Origin of the sequence: Xanthomonas sp. JAI131, from assembly GCF_013410075.1 — a bacterium.
In the GTDB taxonomy this organism is placed as follows: Bacteria; Pseudomonadota; Gammaproteobacteria; order Xanthomonadales; family Xanthomonadaceae; genus Xanthomonas_A; species Xanthomonas_A bonasiae.
The window spans coordinates 610,297-631,495 of sequence record NZ_JACCCN010000002.1; the positions used below are offsets into that span (position 1 = coordinate 610,297).

At 68.6% G+C, this 21,199-nt stretch carries 12 protein-coding genes and 1 pseudogene; 8 read left to right on the top strand and 5 right to left on the bottom strand.

From position 1 onward, the window contains the following. Positions 1-5 precede the first annotated feature (5 nt). Entirely contained in the window at positions 6-2,156 is a 2,151-nt protein-coding gene (locus tag HDC36_RS09390) for a phospholipase C, phosphocholine-specific (protein ID WP_179566553.1), read from the top strand. A gap of 82 nt (positions 2,157-2,238) precedes the next feature. Here HDC36_RS09390 and HDC36_RS09395 read toward each other — a convergent pair whose 3' ends face one another. Both HDC36_RS09395 and bla read right to left on the bottom strand, forming a co-directional pair. Beyond that, the gene (locus HDC36_RS09395; protein WP_179566555.1) at positions 2,239-3,213 is read right to left on the bottom strand and encodes an alpha/beta hydrolase; all 975 of its coding nucleotides are present in this window, start codon (positions 3,211-3,213) and stop codon (positions 2,239-2,241) included. Between the two features lie 227 nt (positions 3,214-3,440). Continuing rightward, positions 3,441-4,229, bottom strand: a pseudogene (bla, locus tag HDC36_RS09400) (class A beta-lactamase); the annotation flags it as partial. Between the two features lie 200 nt (positions 4,230-4,429). Between bla and ampR the strand changes: the two are divergent. Together ampR and HDC36_RS09410 are read left to right on the top strand one after the other, a co-directional pair. After that, on the top strand, positions 4,430-5,293 hold the full coding sequence (gene ampR, locus HDC36_RS09405) for a LysR family transcriptional regulator AmpR (protein WP_179566559.1): 864 nt from the start codon (positions 4,430-4,432) through the stop codon (positions 5,291-5,293). A 233-nt stretch (positions 5,294-5,526) separates the two neighbouring features. After that, positions 5,527-5,817, top strand: coding sequence for a hypothetical protein (locus HDC36_RS09410; RefSeq protein WP_179566562.1), 291 nt, complete (start codon positions 5,527-5,529; stop codon positions 5,815-5,817). Positions 5,818-5,974: 157 nt separating this feature from the next. On the opposite strand, the gene HDC36_RS09415 is transcribed toward HDC36_RS09410, so the two are convergent. Then, positions 5,975-6,484 carry a YcxB family protein gene (locus tag HDC36_RS09415; protein ID WP_179566564.1) on the bottom strand — a complete coding sequence of 170 codons (510 nt, stop codon included), beginning with the start codon at positions 6,482-6,484 and terminating at the stop codon, positions 5,975-5,977. Between the two features lie 120 nt (positions 6,485-6,604). After that, positions 6,605-8,461 (bottom strand): ABC-F family ATP-binding cassette domain-containing protein, encoded by a 1,857-nt coding sequence (locus tag HDC36_RS09420; RefSeq protein WP_179566566.1) that lies wholly within the window; start codon positions 8,459-8,461, stop codon positions 6,605-6,607. A 282-nt stretch (positions 8,462-8,743) separates the two neighbouring features. Between HDC36_RS09420 and HDC36_RS09425 the strand changes: the two genes are divergently transcribed. From HDC36_RS09425 to HDC36_RS09440, 4 genes are all read left to right on the top strand, one after another. Then, the gene (locus HDC36_RS09425; protein WP_179566568.1) at positions 8,744-11,134 is read left to right on the top strand and encodes a TonB-dependent receptor; all 2,391 of its coding nucleotides are present in this window, start codon (positions 8,744-8,746) and stop codon (positions 11,132-11,134) included. A 243-nt stretch (positions 11,135-11,377) separates the two neighbouring features. Then, positions 11,378-13,765 carry a TonB-dependent receptor gene (locus tag HDC36_RS09430; protein WP_179566570.1) on the top strand — a complete coding sequence of 796 codons (2,388 nt, stop codon included), beginning with the start codon at positions 11,378-11,380 and terminating at the stop codon, positions 13,763-13,765. A gap of 310 nt (positions 13,766-14,075) precedes the next feature. Beyond that, entirely contained in the window at positions 14,076-16,463 is a 2,388-nt protein-coding gene (locus HDC36_RS09435) for a TonB-dependent receptor (RefSeq protein ID WP_179566572.1), read from the top strand. Between the two features lie 331 nt (positions 16,464-16,794). Next, on the top strand, positions 16,795-17,229 hold the full coding sequence (locus HDC36_RS09440) for a hypothetical protein (protein WP_179566574.1): 435 nt from the start codon (positions 16,795-16,797) through the stop codon (positions 17,227-17,229). Here HDC36_RS09440 and HDC36_RS09445 read toward each other — a convergent pair. Continuing rightward, positions 17,219-18,736 (bottom strand): MASE1 domain-containing protein, encoded by a 1,518-nt coding sequence (locus tag HDC36_RS09445; protein ID WP_179566576.1) that lies wholly within the window; start codon positions 18,734-18,736, stop codon positions 17,219-17,221. The two genes, HDC36_RS09440 and HDC36_RS09445, sit on opposite strands and share 11 nt — an antisense overlap. Before the next feature lie 662 nt (positions 18,737-19,398). Here HDC36_RS09445 and ybaL point away from each other — a divergent pair. Then, positions 19,399-21,078 (top strand): YbaL family putative K(+) efflux transporter, encoded by a 1,680-nt coding sequence (gene ybaL / locus HDC36_RS09450; protein ID WP_179566578.1) that lies wholly within the window; start codon positions 19,399-19,401, stop codon positions 21,076-21,078. Positions 21,079-21,199 lie beyond the last annotated feature (121 nt).

The following is a 21,199-nucleotide window of genomic DNA, read 5'->3' on the forward strand; positions in this document are numbered from 1 at the left end:
GCGCCATGACCGATCTTCCCCGCCGCCGCCTGCTCCAGGCCGGCGTCGCCGGCGCCGCCGCCGCGCTGTTGCCGCCCAGCATCGCCCGCGCCGCCGCGATCGCCCCGGACGTGCGCAGCGGCACCCTGCAGGACCTGCAGCACGTGGTGATCCTGATGCAGGAGAACCGCGCCTTCGACCATTACTTCGGCAGCTTCGCCGGCGCGCGCGGCTTCGGCGACCGCTTCCCGATCCCGGCGCCGCCATTGCCCGGCATCGCCCCGCGCACCGTCTGGCTGCAACCCAGCGAAGACGGCAGCCGGCTGCTGACGCCGTTCCCGCTGCACACCGCGCGCGACTTCAGCGGCATGCGCGTGCAGGGCACCCCGCACACCTGGCCCAATGCGCAGCAGGCCTGGGACCACGGCCGCATGGGCCGCTGGGCCGCGGCCAAGCACGACCATGCGCTGGCCCACTACGAACGCGACGACCTGCCGTTCCAGTTCGCGCTGGCCGAGGCCTTCACCCTGTGCGACGCCTACCACTGCGCGATCCAGGCCGGCACCAATCCCAACCGCGTGTTCCTGTGGACCGGGCAGAACGATCCGCAGGCGCGCGCCGGCGGGCCGGTGATCGCCAACTCGCACGACAACTTCCCCGAACTGGGCGGGCATGCCGACGACTACCGCTGGCCCAGCTACGTGGAAGCGTTGCAGCAGGCCGGCGTGTCCTGGCAGATCTACCAGGACATGGCCGACAACTTCACCGACAACCCGCTGGCCGGCTTCGCCCCGTTCCGTGCCGCCTGGCGCGGCGCGCCCGGGCACGATCCGCAGCTGCGCGAACGTGGGGTCGGCACGCGCACGCTGGCGCAGCTGCGCGAGGACGTGCTCGGCGCGCGGCTGCCGGCGGTGAGCTTCATCATCGCCGACGCCGCCGGCAGCGAGCATCCCGATCCGTCCAGCCCCGCGCAGGGCGCGGCCTACACCGCGCGCGTGCTGGATGCGCTGACCGCCGATCCGCAGGTGTGGTCGCGCACCGCGCTGCTGCTGATGTTCGATGAGAACGACGGCTTCTTCGACCACGTGCCGCCGCCAGCGCCGCCCTCGCCCGATCCGGCAGCGGCCGGTGGCTGGGCCGGGGCGTCCACGGTGAGCACCGACGGCGAATACCACCTGCACCCGGCGCCGGGCGACGAAAAGGCCGACCTGCCCGAACTGCGCGGCCGGCCCTACGGGCTGGGCCCGCGGGTGCCGATGTACGTGATCTCGCCGTGGAGCCGCGGCGGCTGGATCGATTCGCAGGTCTACGACCACACCTCGGTGCTGCGCCTGCTGGAACGCCGCTTTGGCGTCGCCGCCAGTGGGCTGACGCCGTGGCGCCGCGCGGTCTGCGGCGACCTGGTCGATGCCTTCGACTTCCGCCAGGCCGATACGCGCCCGTTCTTCGCCACGCTGCCCGACGTCAGCGCCGCCGCCGCGCGCGCGGCCGCCTTGCACGAACATGCGCTGCCGCCGCTGCCGGACACCGTGCAGGCGCCGCAGCAGCCGTTCGGCGTGCGTCGCTCGCGCGCGTTGCCGTATCGCCCGACGGTGCAGTTGCAACACGTGAGCGCACGCGGCGAAGTGCTGCTGCGGATGGACAATGCCGGCGCGGCCGCGGTGCTGCACGTCTACGACCGCTACGACCTGGCCGCGATTCCGCGGCGCTACACGCTCGGCGCAGGCGCCACGCTGGACGCCACCTGGACCACCTACGACGGCCGCTACGACCTGTGGCTGCTCGGCCCCAACGGCTTCCACCGCCATTACCGCGGCGACCTCGACGCCGCGCCGCTGCAGGCCGAGATCGCCCAGGACGTGCGCGATCCGCGAGCCTTGTGCCTGCTGCTGCGCAACCCGGGCAATAGCGCGCTGCGCGTGGAACTGCAGCCCGGCGCCTATGCGCAGGCGCAACCCCGCGACAGCGTGCTGCTGGCGCCCGGTACCGAACAGCGGCGCAGCTGGAGCGCGGCGCCCAGTGGCGGCTGGTACGACCTGTGGGTGGTCCAGGACGGCGCGCGCCAGCGCCTGGCCGGGCGCGTGGAAACCGGCAAGCCCGGCGTCAGCGATCCGGCGATGGGCGGGCCGGCGCGGTTGTATCAGGAGGACCCGGTGGTGATCGGCGCGCTCGGCTGAGCGCTCCCGCCTTGCGCAGCGCAAAGGCGGCGTGCAGTGCGGGATCGCGCTTGCGGGCCATGCCCCGCAAGCGCGGCGGCAGTCAGTGCGTCGCACCCGTGTCCAACACGCCGATGGTTCCCAGCCACGTCTCCACCAGCCTTGGCCATTGCGCGATCGGCAACGTGCTCGGCCGCAGTCCGAACGCATGCCCACCCTGCGCGTAAATATGCATTTCCGTCGGCACGCCGGCCTGCTTCAGCGCGACGTAGTAGGCCAACGATTGCGCGACGCCATCCACCTCGTCGTCCTCGGCCTGCAGCAGGAAGGTCGGCGGCGTGTCGGCGCTCACGGTGATATCCGCACGTAGCTCCAGGTGAGTCGGATCGCGCTTTGCACGATCCTCATCCTCGTGCGCCCACAGGTGGCCGGGATAGGCGGCGATGGCGAAGTCCGGGCGGCAACTCTCCGCATCCGCGGCATCCACCGCCGGATACGTGCGCGTTGCGAAATGCGTGCTGGCCGCAGCGACCAGATGCCCGCCCGCGGAAAAACCGATCACGCCGACCTTGTGCGGATCGATCCCCCACTCCGCCGCATGCAGGCGCACCAGTCCCAGCGTGCGCTGCGCGTCCTGCAGCGCGGTCTGCACCTTCGGATAGTAGCGGCCACCGTTGACCCAGGTCGGCCCCGAATTGGGGACGCGGTACTTCAGCAACACGCAGGTGATGCCCCGCGACGTCAGCCAATCGCAGATCTCCGTGCCTTCCAGATCCATGGCCAGGACCTGATAGCCACCGCCGGGAAACACCACCACCGCCGCACCGCTGTTGCGGCCCGTGGGCGCATATACCGTCATCGTCGGCTGGCTGACATCGTTGGCCCTGGCCCACCACGTGTGGCCTTCGCCGGGACCGACCGATTCCGGTTTCGGGTGCGGCAACGCATTGGGAACCTTGCCAGGCCAGATCGGCACCTGCACATGGCCCGGCGCTGGTTGCCAGATCTCCGCCTGCGCCGGTGCATGGGCGAGCACAAGCGCGATCGCGGCAAACGAAAAACGGAGAAGCCTGTGCATGGTCGAACTCCTGGGTGGCGAGGCGGGAAACGGAGGAGATGCGCGAAAACCCGCCGAGTTTCGGCTTCAGCCCTGAGGCCGGCGGCAATCCCAGGACACGATGCGCCGCGCCTGCGCGCGTCGCGGGCGAAGAACAGCGCAGAACGGGATCGGTGCGCGCGCGCACGCAGCGACACGACCGCATGGCGCGCGCGGCCCCTGCGGCCTCAACGCGCACGGCACGACACTCAGTCGGCGAGCGTCTCGCGGACCGCGACCGCCACCGCCTTCAGCGCCGCGTCGCGCGCATCGCTGTCGACCTTGGCACCGTTGAGGTAGGCGGTCAGCAGCAACGGCGCCCGCCCGCCCGGCGGCCATACGATGGCGATGTCGTTGCGGGTGTCGGTGCCGTTGCTGCCGGTCTTGTCGCCGATCTTCCAGCCGCGCGGCAGGCCGGCGCGCAGGCAATCGTCGCCGGTGCGGTTGTCGAGCATCCAATCGGTCAGGCGCTTGCGCGAGGCCGGTTGCAATGCATCGCCGAGCAACAGCGTGCGCAGGGTCGTGGCCGTCGCCGCCGGCGTGGTGGTATCGCGTGGATCGCCCACGGCGAACTGGTTCATCTCCGGCTCGTGGCGGTCGCTGCGGGTCACCGGATCGCCGAGCCCGCGCAGGAAGCGGGTCAGCCCCGGCGGGTCGCCGACCAGCGGGAACAGCAGATTGGCCGCCGGGTTGTCGCTGTAGATCATCGTCGCCCGGCACAGCTCGGCCACGCTGAGCGTGCCGCCGACATGGCGCTCGGTCACCGGCGCATGCGACACCATGTCCGCGGCGCGGATGTCCAGCCGCTGCTCCAGGCTCAGTTCGCCGCGATCGACCCGCTGCAGCACCGCGGCCGCCAATACAAATTTGAAGGTGCTGCACATCGGGAAGCGTTCGTCCAGGCGCTGCCCGCCCAACATCCTGCCGCTACCGTCGAGCAGCGCCACGCCCAACCGCCCGGCCGTGCGGCGCTCGATCTCGGCGAGCCGCTGCGCCAGCGTCCGCGCCTTGCCCGGCGGCACTTTCGCATCCACCGTCGCCACCGCCAGCGCGGCCGCCGCCAGCCCCATGCCCTGCAGGAATCGTCGTCTGTCCAGCATCGTCCACCTCCGTCGGAAGACCCGATCATGCGCAGCTTGACCGCGGCCCACCAGCGAGGTTATTCAATCGCAATCATGAAAATAACTAATGGCGCACGATGATCCGCCCGCAGCTGCCATTGAACGCCCTGCGCGCCTTCGAAGCCGCCGCACGGCACCAGAACCTGACCCGCGCGGCCGCCGAGCTGTGCGTGACCCAGGCCGCGCTCAGCCACCAGATCAAGCAACTGGAAGCGCGCCTGGGCGTGGTCCTGTTCCAGCGATTGCCGCGCGGCGTAGCCCTGACCGACGAAGGCCAGCGCCTGCATCCGGTGCTGACCGAGGCCTTCGATCGCATCGCCGCCACCCTGCAGCGCTTCGCCGGCGGCCGCTATCGCGAGACACTGAGCATCGGCGTGGTCGGCACCTTCGCGGTGGGCTGGCTGCTGCCGCGGCTGGACGCCTTCCACGCCGCGCATGCGGACATCGAACTGCGCGTGCACACCCACAACAACCGGGTCGATCTGGCCGGCGAAGGCCTGGACCTGGCGATCCGCTTCGGCGACGGCGACTGGCAGGGCCAGTCCGCCACGCCGATCCTGGACGCGCCGTTCGCGCCGGTGTGCGCGCCGGCGCTGGCGCGATCGCTGCGTGTGCCGGCCGACCTGGGCGGCGTGCCGCTGCTGCGCTCCTACCGGCTGGACGAATGGGCGCGCTGGCTGCAGGCGGCCGGCGCGCCGGAAGTGGTCGCCAGCGGGCCGATCTGCGATTCGTCGCTGACCCTGGCCAGCGCCGCGGCGGCGGGCGCCGGCGTGGCCTTGCTGCCGCTGCGCCTGTTCGCCCAGGACCTGGACGCCGGACGCCTGCTCGCGCCATTCCCGACCCGCATCGACGCCGGCCGCTACTGGCTCACCCGGCTGCGCTCGCGCGCGGAAAACGACGCCAGCCGCCGCCTGCGCGAATGGCTGCTGGCCGATCGATGACAGACGGCGCGCGGCGCATCGGCTAGTCGCTGTCGACGCCGGCCCGCATGATCGAGCCGGACACGCCACAACCCCACCAGCGCGCTCCGACAGCAGCGCGACCGTTCACCACAGGCCAGGTGAAGAATTTGTGCACTGCCGCTTGGCGGCCGCCCGAACGCCGAACTATGATCATGGTCGCAGTTGCAATGTGCGCCAGGGGAAGGCGATCACGTTCCTGGGGGGAACACGCAATGAACCGTTTCGTCATGGCCGCTCGTCCGGCTCTGGTTTCTCGCGACATCGTCCTGGCCGCCGCGCTGGCCTGTCTGTGCGTATTGCACCTGGCCTATTTCCTGCGCAGCGGCGCGAGCGAATGGCACTGGGCGCTGAGTGCGGCCGGGCTGGCCTTGATGGGGATCAAGGCCGGCTTGCGGCCGACGCCGACGGCACGCCCGTCGCTGCGCGGCTTGCGCTCGCGTACGCCGCTGGACTGGGCCGCCATCGCCGGCGGCCTGCTGGTCGTGGCCAGCGCCGCCGCCTGAGCGCGTCCGCAGCACGCCGGCACGGTACCGGCAAGCGCGTAGCGGGCGCTTGGCTTCTTGGCCAGGCGCTCTGACCATGCCGCCGGCGGTCGTCATGTTATCTGCCGCCATGCGGCATCGCCTTTCGCGTCCGCCTCAGGCGCACGCCTCACGGTCGCTATACCGCGCGCGGAGCGCCGGTTCCCACCCGCGATGCCAGCTTCCGGAACGCCTCGCGCTGGGCGGCATCGACGAACCAGGAGGTGGGCACCATGTCGAACAACATATCGTTGTGATACAGCAGCAGCACCTGCGGATTCTCGCGATAGCGGATGAAATCGGCCCAGGGACGGCGCGCGTGCCCGCCCGACCAGGTAACCTCAAGACCGTTCTCGTCCCAGGCATAGGTGATGGCATGCCGCAGCGCCGCCTGTTGCGCATGCAGGCGCCGCAGCTTGCGCGGCAGTTTCCACCCGTACAGCAAGGCCAGGCCGATCAGGCCACCGCCACCGATGCCGCCCAGCAGGCCGCCTACGATGCAGACAGCATCGCTGGTGCCGACTATCACGAGCGGCACTCCAACCAACAACAGCGTCGCCGACAGCACCAGCGCACGCCGTAGCGGGCGCCGTTGGTGCAGGCGTTGCGCGGCAAGATAGTCGTCCAGGCTGATGACGCCGCTGATCATGCTCGGCTGGCCTCGTTCGCTTGTGTCGTTTGCACAAGCGTATCGGCGTGCGCATGAACGGGCATGCGCACGCGGCACCGCAACGAGCTGCGCCAGCGATCGCGCCGCAAGCGCAACGGGCTATGCGCCTTCGATCAATTCCATCCACGCCTGCTCGGCCTGCGCCAGCAGTTGCGCGGTGGCCTCACGGTCGCGGCCCAGCACCGCCATCTTCTCCGCGTCGGCGTAGTGCTTGGGATCGGCGAGCTGGCGGTCGAGCTCGGCCAGCGCCGCTTCCAGCTCGCCGACGCGCTTTTCGGCGGCGGCCAGCTTGTGCGGGTTCGGCGGCTTCTTCGCCGGCAGCGGCTTGACCGGCGGTGGCGGGGTCGGCGCGACCTCGGCCATCTTCTGCTTGGTGCCCTGCGCGGCCGGACGGCTGCGCAGCCACGCCGCGTATTCGTCCAGGTCGCCGGCGAACGGCTCGACTACGCCGTCGGCCACGCGCCAGAAGGTGTCGCAGACCAGGCCGATCAGGTGGCGGTCGTGCGAGACCATCACGATCGCGCCCTCGAAATCGCTCAATGCCTCGGCCAGCGCCTCGCGCATCTCCAGGTCCAGGTGGTTGGTCGGCTCGTCGAGCAGCAGCACGTTCGGCTGCTGCCAGGCGATCAGCGCCAGCGCCAGGCGCGCGCGCTCGCCGCCGGAGAAGCCGTCCACCACTTCGAACGCGCGATCGCCCGGGAAATTCCACTTGCCGAGGAAGTCGCGGAACGCCTGGATCGACGCGTCCGGCGAGATCTCGCGGAAATGGTCGATCGGCGACTGCCCTTCGTGCAGCGACTCCACCGTGTGCTGGGCGAAGTAGCCGATGCGCAGGTCCGGATGCGCGCTGCGCTCGCCGCTGAGCAGCGGGATCTCGCCGACCAGGCTCTTGACCAGGGTCGACTTGCCGGCGCCGTTGGGGCCGAGCAGGCCGATGCGGTCGCCCGCTTCCAGGCCGAACCCGGCCTGGCGCAGGATCACCTCGCTGCCGTAGCCGCAGTCGGCATGGTTGAGCCGGATCAGCGAATGCGGCAGGCGGTTGGGCTGCGCGAACTCGATGCGGAACTCGCGCTCGGCGCGCACCGCCTCGGTGCCGGCCATCTTCGCCAGCCGCTTCATCCGGCTCTGCGCCTGGCTGGCCTTGCTGGCCTGCGCCTTGAAGCGGTCGATGAAGCTCTGCAGGTGGGCGCGCTCGGCCTGTTCCTTCTCGTGCGCGATCTGCTGCTGGCGAAGCTGCTCGGTGCGCTGGCGCTCGAAATCGGTGTAGCCGCCGACATACAGCTTGGCGCCGCCGCCGTGCAGATGCAGGGTGTGGGTGGCGACGTTGTCGAGGAATTCGCGGTCGTGGCTGATCAGCAGCAGCGTGCCCGGGTACTTCAGCAGCCACTGCTCCAGCCACAGCACCGCGTCCATGTCCAGATGGTTGGTCGGCTCGTCGAGCAGCAGCAGGTCCGAGGGCATCATCAGCGCCCGCGCCAGGTTCAGCCGCACCCGCCAGCCGCCGGAGAAATCCTTGACCGGGCGCGAATGCGTCGCCGCCGGGAAACCCAGGCCGTGCAGCAGCTTGCCGGCGCGCGCAGTGCCGTCGTAGCCGCCGACCTCTTCCAGGCGCACGTGCGCCGCGGCGACCGCCTCCCAGTCCTCTGCGGCCAGCGCGGCGGCCTCGGCCTGCAGCGCCGCCGCCACCTCGGTGTCGCCGCCGAGCACGAAGTCCAGCGCCGGATCCGGCAGCGACGGGGTTTCCTGGGCGACGCTGGCGGTGCGCAGCTTGCCGGGCAGTTCCACATCGCCCTTGTCCGCCTCCAGCTCGCCGCGGATCGCCGCGAACAGGCTGGACTTGCCGGTGCCGTTGCGCCCGACCACGCCGACGCGGTAGCCGGCATGCAGGGTCAGATCGACGTTGGACAACAGCAGCCGCTCGCCGCGGCGCATGGCGAAGTTTCTAAGGGAAATCACGGGAAGGGGGGCACTCGACGTTCGAGGCGGCAGTGTATCCGCTTCGTCCCGGATGGCCCACCCCGGATCCGGGCCGTGGCCGGCCATCGGACCCCGCCGCGCGGGCCTCGGACCGGACCCGTTCGGCACCCTGCAACTGGATCCAATACCGTTTTTGTATACGCGGCCAGATGAAAAAAATATTTCAATCGGGGCGATTCATCGCTGCACTGCAGCATGCCGCGCTTGCCCTCAGGGCACTCAGACCCACGCCATTCCCCCAGCCACTGGAGTCTCCGTACGATGAAGCACCGCCCGCTCCCCCTGGCCAGCGCCATCCTGCTCGCCCTCGCCTCCGGCACCAGCTTCGCCCAGCAAGACCAGGCCCCCAAGACCCTGGACAACATCATCGTCACCGGCACCCGCATCGCCGACCGCACGGTGGCAGAGTCGCAATCGCCGATCGACATCATCGGCCCCGAATCGCTGCAGGCGACCGGCGCCAGCGACCTGGGCAGTGCCCTGGGCAAGCTGCTGCCGTCGCTGAACTTCCCGCGCCCGGCGATCAACGACGGCAACGACGCGCTGCGCCCGGCGACCCTGCGCGGCCTGTCCCCGGACGCGGTGCTGGTGCTGGTGGACGGCAAGCGCTACCACACCACCTCGCTGGTCAACTACAACCCGTCGGTCGGCCGCGGCTCGGCGCCGGCCGATCTCAATTCGATCCCGATGTCGGCGATCGCGCGCATCGAGGTGCTGCGCGACGGCGCCTCCGCGCAGTACGGCTCCGATGCGATCGCCGGGGTGATCAACATCGTGCTCAAGCACGGCGCCAAACCCGGCAGCAACAGCGTCTCGGTCAACGGCGGCATCATGGACAAGGGCGACGGCGCGCAGAACGGCGTGGACGGCTCGTACGGGCTGGCCTTCGGCGGCGCGAACGACGGCGAAGCGCCCGGCTGGGTGCGGCTGTCCTGGAACTACCAGAACGCGATGAACACCAACCGCGCCGAGAACGCCGACAAGGCCACCACCCTGGCCGGCGCCGACAATCCCAGCGGCATTCCGTACCAGCGCTACGGCGACCCCGCGGTCAAGACCTACCAGGGCCTGCTCAGCTTCGGCTATGCGCTGACCCCGCGCATCGACCTGTACGGCTACGCCAACTTCAGCCGCCGCGAGGTGGTGTCCAACGGCTACTACCGCGCCTGGGACAACAGCGACCGCAACGTGCAGGCGATCTACCCCAACGGCTTCCTGCCGCAGATCTACAACCCGTCCAACGACCGCGCCGCGGTGCTGGGCCTCAAGGGCAGCACCGACAGCGACTGGACCTGGGACGTCTCCGCCGACTACGGCGAGAACGACGTGACCTTCAACCTGCTCAACACCATCAACACCAATCTGTACTGGACCACCGGCGCTTCGCCCACCCGCTTCAATGCCGGCGGCTTCCGCAACCGGCAGGGCGTGCTCAATGCGGACTTCAGCAAGTCCTTCGACTGGGGCCTGGCCTATCCGGTCAACCTCGCCTTCGGCGCCGAATACCGGCAGGACAAGTACGCGGTCAACGCCGGCTCGCCGGATTCGTACTTCTTCGATCCGACCACGATCAATCCGGACACCGGCAGCGCCTATCCGGGCGGCTCGCAGGTGTTCCCGGGCCTGTCGCCGGCGGTGGCCGGCGACTTCGAGCGGCACAGCAAGGCGGTCTATGCCGACCTGGAGGCCGACCTGACCGAGAAACTCTCCGGCGGCCTGGCCGCGCGCTACGAGGACTACAGCGATGCCGGCTCCACCCGCTCCGGCAAGCTGTCGGCGCGCTACCAGCTCAGCGACGCCTTCGCCCTGCGCGGCACCGTCTCCAATGGCTTCCGCGCGCCCTCGCTGGCGCAGCAGAACTACGCCTCGGTGGTGACCCTGCTGCAGAACGGGCAACTGACCCAGATCGGCACCTACCGCACCTCCGACCCGGTGGCCATCGCGCTCGGCGCCAAACCGCTGACCCCGGAAAAATCCAGCAACTACAGCGTCGGCGCGGTGTGGCAGGCCGGCACCGACTTCAGCTCCACCCTGGACCTGTACCAGATCCGCATCTGGGACCAGATCCTGTATTCGGACCAGCTGTCGCTGGATGTGCCGATCGGGCAGGTCACCGCGGTGCAGTTCTTCGTCAACGGCGCGACCACGCGTACCCGCGGCGTCGACTGGGTGAACAACTATCTGCTCGATCTGGACCAGGCCGGCAGGCTCAACCTGAGCCTCAGCGCCAACTACAACAAGACCGAGATCCTGGAGGTCTCCGATCCCAACTTCCGGCGCGCCAGCCAGGGCCTGCTGACCGACGCCACCCCGCGCACCAAGTACGTGCTCAGCGCCGACTGGACCCGCGCCGGCTGGAGCGTGCGTGGCGACGCCACCCGCTACGGCGCGGTCACCCGCCGCGGCGACAACGCCGACGGCAGCCAGGATCAGACCTTCGCCGCACGCTGGCTGTTGAACGTGTCCGCCAGCTACACCTGGCGCGACCTCACCTTCAGCGTGGGCGCGGACAACCTCACCAACCAGTACCCGACCCGGTCGGCACCGAACAACATCTACGAGGACCGCCCCAGCGGCCTGCAGTACTCGTCGCTGTCTCCGTTCGGCTTCAACGGCCGCTACTGGTTCGGCCGGGTGAGCTACCGCTTCTAGGGCAACCTCCAGGCCAGCCTTACTGCCACACCCGGCACAGGCCGCTCCGCCGCAGGGCGCGGGCCTGTGCCATTGGGGCGAGCCGCCATTTCACTTAGAACCGAAAGGCATAAGAACATGCTGCGGCATGCTGCACTGCCGCGCGATTGTTAAATAATAATAACGATCCCTGGGGCAGGCCCGCATGGCCGGCGTCGCACAGCGACCGCCCCCTTTGCCGTTTCGGCATCCGCTGGAGTTTCCATGAACCGTCCGTTGTCCCTGTTGGCGAGCGCCGTGCTCGCCGCCCTCGCCGCCCCTTCGGTGCTGGCGCAGACCACCACCACCGACACCCCGAGCACGCTCGACACCGTCATCGTCACCGGCACCCGGGTCAGCGACCGCACCGTGGCCGAGTCGCAGTCGCCGATCGACATCATCAGCACCGAAGCGCTGCAGTCCACCGGCACCTCCGAGCTGGCCACCGCGCTGTCGCGCGTGCTGCCCTCGCTGAACTTCCCGCGCCCGGCGCTGACCGACGGCACCAGCGGCATCCGCCCGGCGCAGCTGCGCGGGCTGTCGCCGGACCAGGTGCTGGTGCTGGTCAACGGCAAGCGCCGCCACACCTCCGCACAGATCAACGTCAACGGCAGCATCGGCCGCGGCGCCTCGGCGGTGGACATCAACGCGATCCCGATCGCGGCGATCGAGCGCGTGGAAGTGCTGCGCGACGGCGCCTCGGCGCAGTACGGCTCCGACGCCATCGCCGGGGTCATCAACATCGTGCTGAAGGGCTCGGGCAGCGGCGGCAGCCTGGCGATCGACCACGGCCAGTACTCGGCCGGCGACGGCGCCAAGTCGCAGCTCTCCGGCGATACCGGGGTCAGCTTCGGCGACGGCCGCGGCAGCCTGCATGTGGCCGGGCAGATCAGCCAGCAGGACGAAACCAACCGCGCCGGCCCCTACCAGGGCACCGCGCCGAACACCGGCAACTATCCGGGCATCGGCGAGACCACCTTCGTCTACGGCGACCCGCAGGTCGATGCGACCGCGGTCTCGGCCAACGGCGAGTTCCGTTTCAGCGACCGCGTCACCGGCTACGCCACCGCCATCGCCAGCAACCGCGACATCACCTCGTTCGCGTTCTACCGTTCGCGCAACCATAACGGGCAGAGCGCGCTGCTGGCGCAGACCTATCCCGACGGCTACGTGCCGGAGATCGAGCAGTACTCCAAGGACCGCTCGCTGGTGGCCGGACTCAAGGGCAGCACCGAAGGCGGCTTCGGCTGGGACGTGAGCTACAACTACGGCTACAACAAGATCGACTTCAACACCCGCAACAGCATCAACTACAGCCTCGGCACCGACAGCCCGAGCAGCTTCTACGACGGCGCGCTGGAGTACACCCAGAACATCGTCAACGCCGACTTCACCCAGCCGCTGGAATGGGGCCTGGCCTATCCGGTGACGCTGTCCTTCGGTGCCGAGTACCGCCAGGAGAAGTGGAACCAGTCGCCGGGCGAACTGGCCTCCTACACCGGCACCACCGGCGGCGCGCAGGGCTTCGCCGGCTTCTCGCCGGCCAACGCGGTGCATTCGGACCGCCACAACTACGCCGTCTACGCCGGGCTGGAAGCCGACTTCACCGACAAGTTCTCCGCCGGCCTCACCGGCCGCTACGAGGACTACTCGGACTTCGGCAGCAAGAGCTCGGGCAAGCTGTCGGCGCGCTACGCGTTCACCGACAAGGTGGCGCTGCGCGGCACCGTGGCCAGCGGCTTCCGCGCCCCGTCGCTGGCGCAGCAGCAATACCAGGCGGTGACCAGCAGCTACATCAACGGCAGCTTCTTCGAATCGGGCACCTTCCCGGTGGACAGCGCCGTGGCCCAGGCGCTGGGCGCCGCGCCGCTGAAGGCGGAGACCTCGCTGTCCTACAGCCTGGGCCTGGTGCTGCAGCCGGTGGAACGCCTGTACGTGACCCTGGACGCGTACCAGATCAAGATCGACGACCGCATCCTGCTGTCCTCCAACCTCAACGACGCCGCCGTGCTCGCGCAGTTGCAGAGCCTGGGCTATTCCAACGTCACCAGCGTGCGCTACTTCGCCAACGCGGCCGACACCCGCACCCGCGGCGTCGACCTGGTCGGCACCTACACGATCCCGTTCGCGGCCAGCTCGCTCGACCTCACCGCCAGCTACGGCTACAGCAAGACCGAGATCACCCATGCGGTCGAACAGCCGCAGGCGCTGGTGGACATCGGCTCGACCCAGACCATCCTGGGCCGCGACGAGATCGGGCGCCTGGAGGACAGCTTCCCGAAGGACAAGATCATCCTCAGCGGCACCTGGAAGCTGCAGCGCTGGGACTTCAACCTGGCCGCCACCCGCTACGGCGATTTCACCGTGCGCAACTCCGCCAGCGCCGCGCGCGACCAGACCTACGACGCGAGCTGGGTGGTGGACGCCTCGGCCAGCTTCAAGCCCGGCGACAACTGGACGCTGACCCTGGGCGCCGACAACCTGCTCGACCAGTACCCGGACAAGACCACCAACCTGGTCAATTCCACCTACGGCATGCTGCCCTACAGCAACTACTCGCCGTACGGATTCAACGGTGCCTACGTGTATGGGCGGATCAACTACCGCTGGTGATCGCCACGGTCGCGTCGCCGCATGCGGCGCGATCCGTGAACTGGACCACACCCGAAAGGCCCCGCAATGCGGGGCCTTTCGTTTTTGTCTACGACCTCGGCAAACGGCGGCATCGATTCTGCCGCAAGTGCCGCAGCGGTCGTTGCAAATGCAACCACGCGCGCGGGTTTAACAGAACATTGACACACCCGACATATGCCGGTAACCCATGGCCGCAGCCGCAACATTCGCCATAGGCGCAACACCCGGGAGGGGGTGATGGCGAATGCGGCGGCGCCGACTCTTCCCCCATCCTGGAGCCGCCCCGCCAATGACCCGCACGTTCAGTCCTCTCGCCACTGCCGTCGCCCTCGCCCTGGCCACATCCGCCGCGCCTGCGCTCGCGCAAAGCTCCTCTTCCAGCGCACAGACGCTGGATACCGTGATCGTCACCGGCACTCGCGTGGCCGACCGCACCGTCGCCGAATCGGCCTCGCCGATCGACATCATCTCGCCGGAAATGCTGCAGTCCACCGGCACCACCGAACTGGCCACCGCGCTGTCGCGCGCGGTGCCGTCGCTGAACTTCCCGCGCCCGGCGATCACCGACGGCTCCGACGCGGTGCGCCCGGCGCAGCTGCGCGGGCTCTCGCCCGACCAGGTGCTGGTGCTGGTCAACGGCAAGCGCTACCACACCACCGCGCTGGTCAACCTCAACGGCGCGCAGGGCCGCGGTTCGTCGCCGGCCGACCTCAACACCATTCCGATCGCCGCGGTCGAGCGCATCGAAGTGCTGCGCGACGGCGCCTCGGCGCAATACGGCTCCGACGCCATCGCCGGCGTCATCAACATCGTGCTCAAGGGCAGCGGCGAAGGCGGCAGCATCGCCGCGCGCTACGGCAAGTACAGCGCCGGCGACGGCGAGCAATACCAGCTGTCCGGCGACGCCGGGGTCAAGTTCGGCGAGAACGGCAGCGTGCATTTCGCCGCGCAGGCCGGCCACCAGGACCAGACCGACCGCGCCAAGCCGTACCAGGGCGAAGTGCAGCAGCGCTACGGCGACCCGGACGTCGACCAGGGCGCGTTCTCCTACAACGGCCAGTACAGCCCGGCCGAGTACCTGACCTTCTATTCCTACGGCATGCTCAGCCGCCGCGAGGTGCTGTCCAACGGCTACTTCCGCTGGTCCGGCGACAACCGCAACCGCCCGGAGATCTATCCGGACGGCTTCCTGCCGCAGATCTACAACGTCAGCAAGGACGTGTCCTGGGTCGGCGGCTTCAAGGCCAGCACCGAAGGCGGGCTGGGCATCGACATCAGCTACAACTACGGCCGCAACAACCTCAGCTTCGAGGTCAAGAACAGCCTCAACAACAGCCTGGGCACGAGCAGTCCGACCGATTTCTATGCCGGCACCCTGGAAGTCACCCAGAACCTGCTCAACGCCGACTTCACCAAGTCGCTGGAGGTCGGTCTGGCCTATCCGGTCACGCTGGCCTTCGGCGGCGAGTGGCGCGGCGAGAAGTTCAACGAATCGCCGGGCGATGCCGCCTCCTACGTCAACGGCGGCGTGCCCTCGGCCAACGGCAGCCTGCTGCCGGGCGCGCAGGTGTTCGCCGGCTTCAAGCCCAGCGATTCCGGCCACTACGACCGCAACAGCTACTCGGCCTACGTGGACCTGGAAGGCGACATCACCGACAAGTTCTCCGCCGGCCTGGCCGGGCGCTACGAGAATTACAGCGATTTCGGCGACACCAGCACCGGCAAGCTGTCGCTGCGCTACGCGTTCACCGACAAGATCGCGCTGCGCGCCACCGCCTCCACCGGGTTTCGCGCGCCGTCGCTGCAGCAGCAGTATTTCCAGTCCATCGCCACCAACTTCATCAACGTCACCCAGCCCGACGGCAGCATCACCGCCACGCCGTTCGAGATCGGCACCTTCCGCACCGACAATCCGGCCGCGGTCGCGCTCGGCGCCGAACCGCTGAAGGCGGAGAAGTCGAAGAACTACGGCCTGGGCCTGGTGCTGCAGCCGATCGATGCGCTGTACGTCACCGTCGATGCCTACCGCATCGATATCGACGACCGCATCGTGCTGTCGGAGAACCTGACCTCCACCGCGGTGCGCGACTACCTGCAGGCCAACGGCTATGCCGGCATCGGCGGCGGCCGCTACTTCACCAACGCGATCGACACCAAGACCCAGGGCATCGACGCCGTCGGCACCTACAAGATCGCATTGAGCAACAGCAATCTGGACCTGACCGCCGGCTACAACTACAACAAGACCGAGATCGAGAAGATCGCCGAAAACCCGGCGGTGCTGGAGGCGATCGACCCGACCGCGGTGCGCATCGGCCGCGCCGAGATCGGCCGCATCACCAAGGGCGCGCCGCGCGACAAGTTCTTCCTGAGCAGCGTCTGGGCGCCGGGCAACTGGGCGTTCACCGCTACCGCCACGCGCTGGGGCGAGTTCACCGACTTCGGCACCACCGCCGCGGCCGACCAGACCTATGCGGCGAAGTGGACGCTGGACCTGGCCGCCAGCTACAAGCTGGGCAACTGGGACTTCACCATCGGCGGCGACAACGTGCTCAACGAATATCCCGACCAGTCGCGTGCCGGCGCCGGCACCCGCACTTACCTGCCTTACAGCACGTCCTCGCCGTTCGGTTTCAACGGCGCACTCGCCTACGCCAACGTCAACTACAAATGGTGATGCGCGTGCGGCGGTGACCGATGCGGCACTCGCCGCCAGACAGGAAAAGCCCCGGTTCGCCGGGGCTTTTCTAGGGTGAGCCACGCGCAGGCCGGCGATCGCTGGTTAATCGGGGCGCGACGTCTACCGATTAACGTTACCGGATAGCACGAATCAAGAACTGCAGGAAGTTACTTCTGTAGACAATCAGACAATCCCCAAACTATCAACGGCATATCGCCGCACGCCGTGTATCTACCGCATATTTGTCAACAGCTGGCCTCTGCGACTCGCGTAAGGTGGAATCGCCTGAACGGCAGGCGATAGACCCTTAGCAGGGGAAGGAAAAGCTATGGAATGGAATATTTCGAAAATCGCGGCGCTGGCGTCGGGCGTGTTGCTGTGCTCGGCGTTTGCCACGGCCGCTCATGCGCAGACCTGCTGCCCCACCGGCGGCGGTAGCCAGATCGCCCGGCAGGGCTTTGGCGAAAGCGCACCGGCCGCAACCGATCTGTCGGCCAACGCAACCGTGAGCATCTACCAGTTCGAGCGCAACGGGGTGACCTACCTGCAGATCAACGACGCGAATGGGCAGGTGCGTGGCGCGATCGGACGCATCGAAAACACCGCCTGGGTGACGCCGATGGGCAAGGACGTGGATCGGGTCAGCATCGTCGATGCGCTGGACTACAGCCGCGGCACCGTGGTCTACGATGCGCGCTACTTCACCGTGCAGCGAGCCAGCACCACCAGCGGCGACGCGTGGACCGTCACCATCAAGAAGTGACGGGGCGCCGCTCCGACGGTTCGGAGACAAGGAAGCTCATCTTCAGCTCATGGCGGCGCCGGCAGGTGCCGTCATGGGCTTTCAGCCGGCTCGCCAGTTCCCACTCGATCTCGTCCACGCGCTTGTCCGCTGTTTTCCTGGCGACCAGCAGCTCCGGATCGGCGGCGATCGTCACCACCAGGCCACGCCGGCCACGCGCTTTCCACACCCGCGCCGTGATCCGATGGCGGCTGCCGCTGGGCAGCACCTCCATCGCATTGAGCACGCAGCGGTACGCCGCCAGTTGCAGGCCGATCGACAACTGCCGCGATTCGCCGCGCAGCCGCGTCTCCACCTCGGTGTCGCAGGCATTGGCGAAGGCGATGGAACTCAATGCGCCGTAGAGTCCATGGGTCTCGATGTCCAGCGGATACAGCGCGGCGACGTAGTCGTCCATCAACTGCGCCTGGATCACCCCGGTACGGTTCATCTCCATGGCCGCAGCGTAGTGGCCGCGCTCCTTCAGCGACGAGGCGATGTCGCGGCGCAGCTTGTTGAGGTGGGTATGGATATCGGTGTACTCGATCACCCGGTTGCGCAGCGTGCGCTCGGCCGACATGTAGCTGGCCTGCGCCACCTGCAGCGCCTGCTGCTCGGCATAGCCGAAGTGCCGCGCCTGGCGGAACGCGCTGGAAATCTTCGAGCCGAGCACGAACAGCAGGGTCGCCGCGACCGCGATCAGCATCTGCACATCGAATCCCTGCTGATCGTAGGCGCCCGGGTAATTCACCCGCGGCAGCGACATTGCAACGGCCAGGTTGGCCAGCACCACGCCGACCGCCGAGCCACGCCAGCCGTAGGACAGGGTGAGCCAGGCGCCCGGCACCAACAGCGCCAGCAGCACGACCTGGTGCATCAGGCCCGAGGTCTGCATGGCCAGCACGAAGATGCCCGCCACCGCCAGGACCGCGATCGCGGAGTCGCGCAACAGCTTGCTGGGCATGAATTTATCGGTCTTGCGACGCAGCCAGAGCAATGCCGGCAGGAAGAACATCAGAATGCCGAGGTAGCTACCGATCCAGTACCTGACGCTGGTTTCCAGGGTGATGAAGGCGGCCGGTCCGTCCAACATCGCGTTGACCGCCTTGTTGACCAGCAGGCCCCACAGCGCCAGGCCAACCGTGAGCAAAGGCAACCAGCGCTGCACTGCCGACGCGCCGGGAAAGCGGCTGCGGAAAGCCCACGGCAGCAACGCGAACAGCGGCGCCGCCAGGAACGGACTCAGATACGCCCACAGCTCACTGACCCCGTCGTGGTTGGCCATCGGCAAGCGCATCGTCAGCAAGGCGGCGGCATCGCCCAGGAACACGTAGGGCCACAGCCGGTAAGGCAGGAACAGCAACGCCGCCGCGCGCAAGCCGGCCGGCAGGAACCATTGGTCCACCGACCAGCGCCACACGAACATGTAGAGCGCGCAATAGACCGCGCTCAGGAGGATGCCGCCAGCGAATTTTTTCAGTGTAGCCATGCCACCTTGATCCTTGGCAGGATGCCCAATTGGCGCAAACATACAGCACGGCGCAAGCCCGCACAGTAGACAGTTTGCGCAGCGCAATACGGCGGCAACGCCTTGCGCGGCGGGGGTTTGCGGGGATTTCGGAGAGGCTGGGACCGGCATCTCATTCGGCATGGTCCCAGACCGGCGCAATTTTGCCGGTTTCGCGTATCACGCGTCCGTGAGAGTGCCGCCGCCATTGGGCTGCGACGTATGCGGCGAGCGCTGCATCGGCGCGGCGGCGGCGATTGTCGGCATTTTGTCGGAGCGGCGCGGCTTGACTAGAATCGGACGGAGCGGCCGGCACTCGGCAGCGGCGGCGGAACGCGGGGAAATGGGAACGCGACGCATGTCTTGCCGAAGCGCCCGACCCGCCCCTGCCCTGGCACGCTCCGCATCGCTGTCGTGCAGCGCGGAGCGTGTCGGCTACCGGCCTCCGGCACGGCCGGGCGGCGACAGCGTCGCTCGACAACCCGAAGCGGCCCGGTGGTGCGCAAGCAGGCGTTGCACGCCGCGGATCCGGCCCCCGGCCACGACGCGCCCGACAAGCATCGCCGCGCATGAGGCCGGCACCCTGATTTGCCGATAAAAGCCGCATCGGCCACACTCCTTGCAATCTTGTTCCGCGAATCTGCATGCATCACGACACCAGTCTCATCGACATTATCGCGGTCGGGCTCGCCCTCGCCTTCGTTCTCGGCGCCCTCGCCCACCGCATCAAGCTCTCGCCGCTGGTCGGCTATCTGGTGGCCGGCATCTGCGTCGGTCCGTTCACTCCCGGCTTCGTCGCGGACCAGGCGCTGGCCAACCAGCTGTCGGAACTGGGGGTGATGCTGCTGATGTTCGGCGTCGGCCTGCATTTCTCGCTCGAAGACCTGATGGAAGTGAAATGGATCGCGATCCCCGGCGCGCTGGCGCAGATCGCGGTCGCAACCCTGCTCGGCTGGGGCCTGGCCTGGAGCATGGGCTGGCCGACCCTGCACGGGCTGGTGTTCGGCCTGGCGCTGTCGGTGGCCAGCACCGTGGTGCTGCTGCGCGCGATGGAGGAACGGCGCCTGCTGGAAACCCTGCGCGGGCGCATCGCGGTGGGCTGGCTGATCGTCGAGGATCTGGTGATGGTGCTGGCGCTGGTGCTGCTGCCGGCATTGGCCGACGCGCTCGGCGGCAAGGGCGCCGGCACCGGCGCGATCCTCGGTGCGCTGGGCATCACCCTGCTGAAGATGGCCGCGTTCGTGGTGGTGATGCTGGTGGTCGGCCGCCGCGCGATCCCGTGGGTGCTGGAGAAGGTCGCCGCGACCGGCTCGCGCGAGCTGTTCACGCTGTCGGTGCTGGCGATCGCGCTGGGCGTGGCGTTCGGCTCGGCGACCCTGTTCGGGGTGTCGTTCGCGCTCGGCGCGTTCTTCGCCGGCATGCTGCTGAAGGAATCGGAGCTCAGCCACAAGGCGGCCAACGATTCGCTGCCGCTGCGCGATGCGTTCGCGGTGCTGTTCTTCGTCTCGGTCGGCATGCTGTTCGACCCGCACATCCTGCTCGAGCATCCGTGGCAGGTGCTGGCCACGTTCCTGACCATCACCGTGGGCAAGTCGCTGGCCGCGTTCGTGATCGTGCGCGCGTTCGGCCACCCCACCGGCATCGCCCTGACCATCTCCACCAGCCTGGCGCAGATCGGCGAGTTCTCCTTCATCCTGGCCGGGCTCGGCGTCAGCCTGGCGATCCTGCCCGAGACCGGGCGCGACCTGATCCTGGCCGGCGCGCTGCTGTCGATCATCGCCAACCCGCTGCTGTTCACCTGGCTGGACCGCTGGCAGGCCAGGCAGGCGGTGGATGCGCCGGTGACGGTGGAAGCGGAACTGCCGCCGGGGCCGTCGCTGGATCTGGTCGACCACGCCATCGTGATCGGCTACGGCCGGGTCGGCAGCACGCTGGCGGCGGTCCTGCGCGAGCGCGGGGTGCCGGTGCTGGTGATCGACGACAACCGCGAGCACGTGGAACGCGCGCATGCCGACGGCATCCCCGGCATCCGCGGCAGCGCCGCTGCCGACCGGGTGCTGGCCGAGGCGCATCCGGAAAAAGCCAAGATCGCGATCCTGGCGATCCCGCAGCCGCTGGAAGCCGGCGAGGCGCTGGCCAAGCTGCGCGCGCTGAATCCCGGACTGACCCTGCTGGCCCGCGCGCACAGCGATGCCGAGGTCAAGCACCTGCTCGAGCACGGCGCCGACGGCACGGTAATGGCCGAGCGCGAGCTGGCCTATTCGCTGGCCGAGATGGTGATGGCGACGCCGCCGTACCGCGCCATGCGCGCCGTGCCGGGCTGAGGCTTGCGCGGCGTCCGTTCGTAGAAGCCCGCGCCACCGGCGCAAGCGCGCTGCATCCCTGCATAGGTGCCGGCGCGCACAAAAAGCGTCTACACGAATGCAGCCGGCCGCCACCGAAACC

Excerpts from the sequence above, each read along its gene's own strand:
- HDC36_RS09390 (WP_179566553.1), top strand. The coding sequence starts at position 6 with ATGACCGATCTTCCCCGCCGCCGCCTGCTCCAGGCCGGCGTCGCCGGC.
- HDC36_RS09395 (WP_179566555.1), bottom strand. The coding sequence starts at position 3,213 with ATGCACAGGCTTCTCCGTTTTTCGTTTGCCGCGATCGCGCTTGTGCTC.
- ampR (WP_179566559.1), top strand. The coding sequence starts at position 4,430 with ATGATCCGCCCGCAGCTGCCATTGAACGCCCTGCGCGCCTTCGAAGCC.
- HDC36_RS09410 (WP_179566562.1), top strand. The coding sequence starts at position 5,527 with ATGAACCGTTTCGTCATGGCCGCTCGTCCGGCTCTGGTTTCTCGCGAC.
- HDC36_RS09415 (WP_179566564.1), bottom strand. The coding sequence starts at position 6,484 with ATGATCAGCGGCGTCATCAGCCTGGACGACTATCTTGCCGCGCAACGC.
- HDC36_RS09425 (WP_179566568.1), top strand. The coding sequence starts at position 8,744 with ATGAAGCACCGCCCGCTCCCCCTGGCCAGCGCCATCCTGCTCGCCCTC.
- HDC36_RS09430 (WP_179566570.1), top strand. The coding sequence starts at position 11,378 with ATGAACCGTCCGTTGTCCCTGTTGGCGAGCGCCGTGCTCGCCGCCCTC.
- HDC36_RS09435 (WP_179566572.1), top strand. The coding sequence starts at position 14,076 with ATGACCCGCACGTTCAGTCCTCTCGCCACTGCCGTCGCCCTCGCCCTG.
- HDC36_RS09440 (WP_179566574.1), top strand. The coding sequence starts at position 16,795 with ATGGAATGGAATATTTCGAAAATCGCGGCGCTGGCGTCGGGCGTGTTG.
- HDC36_RS09445 (WP_179566576.1), bottom strand. The coding sequence starts at position 18,736 with ATGGCTACACTGAAAAAATTCGCTGGCGGCATCCTCCTGAGCGCGGTC.
- ybaL (WP_179566578.1), top strand. The coding sequence starts at position 19,399 with ATGCATCACGACACCAGTCTCATCGACATTATCGCGGTCGGGCTCGCC.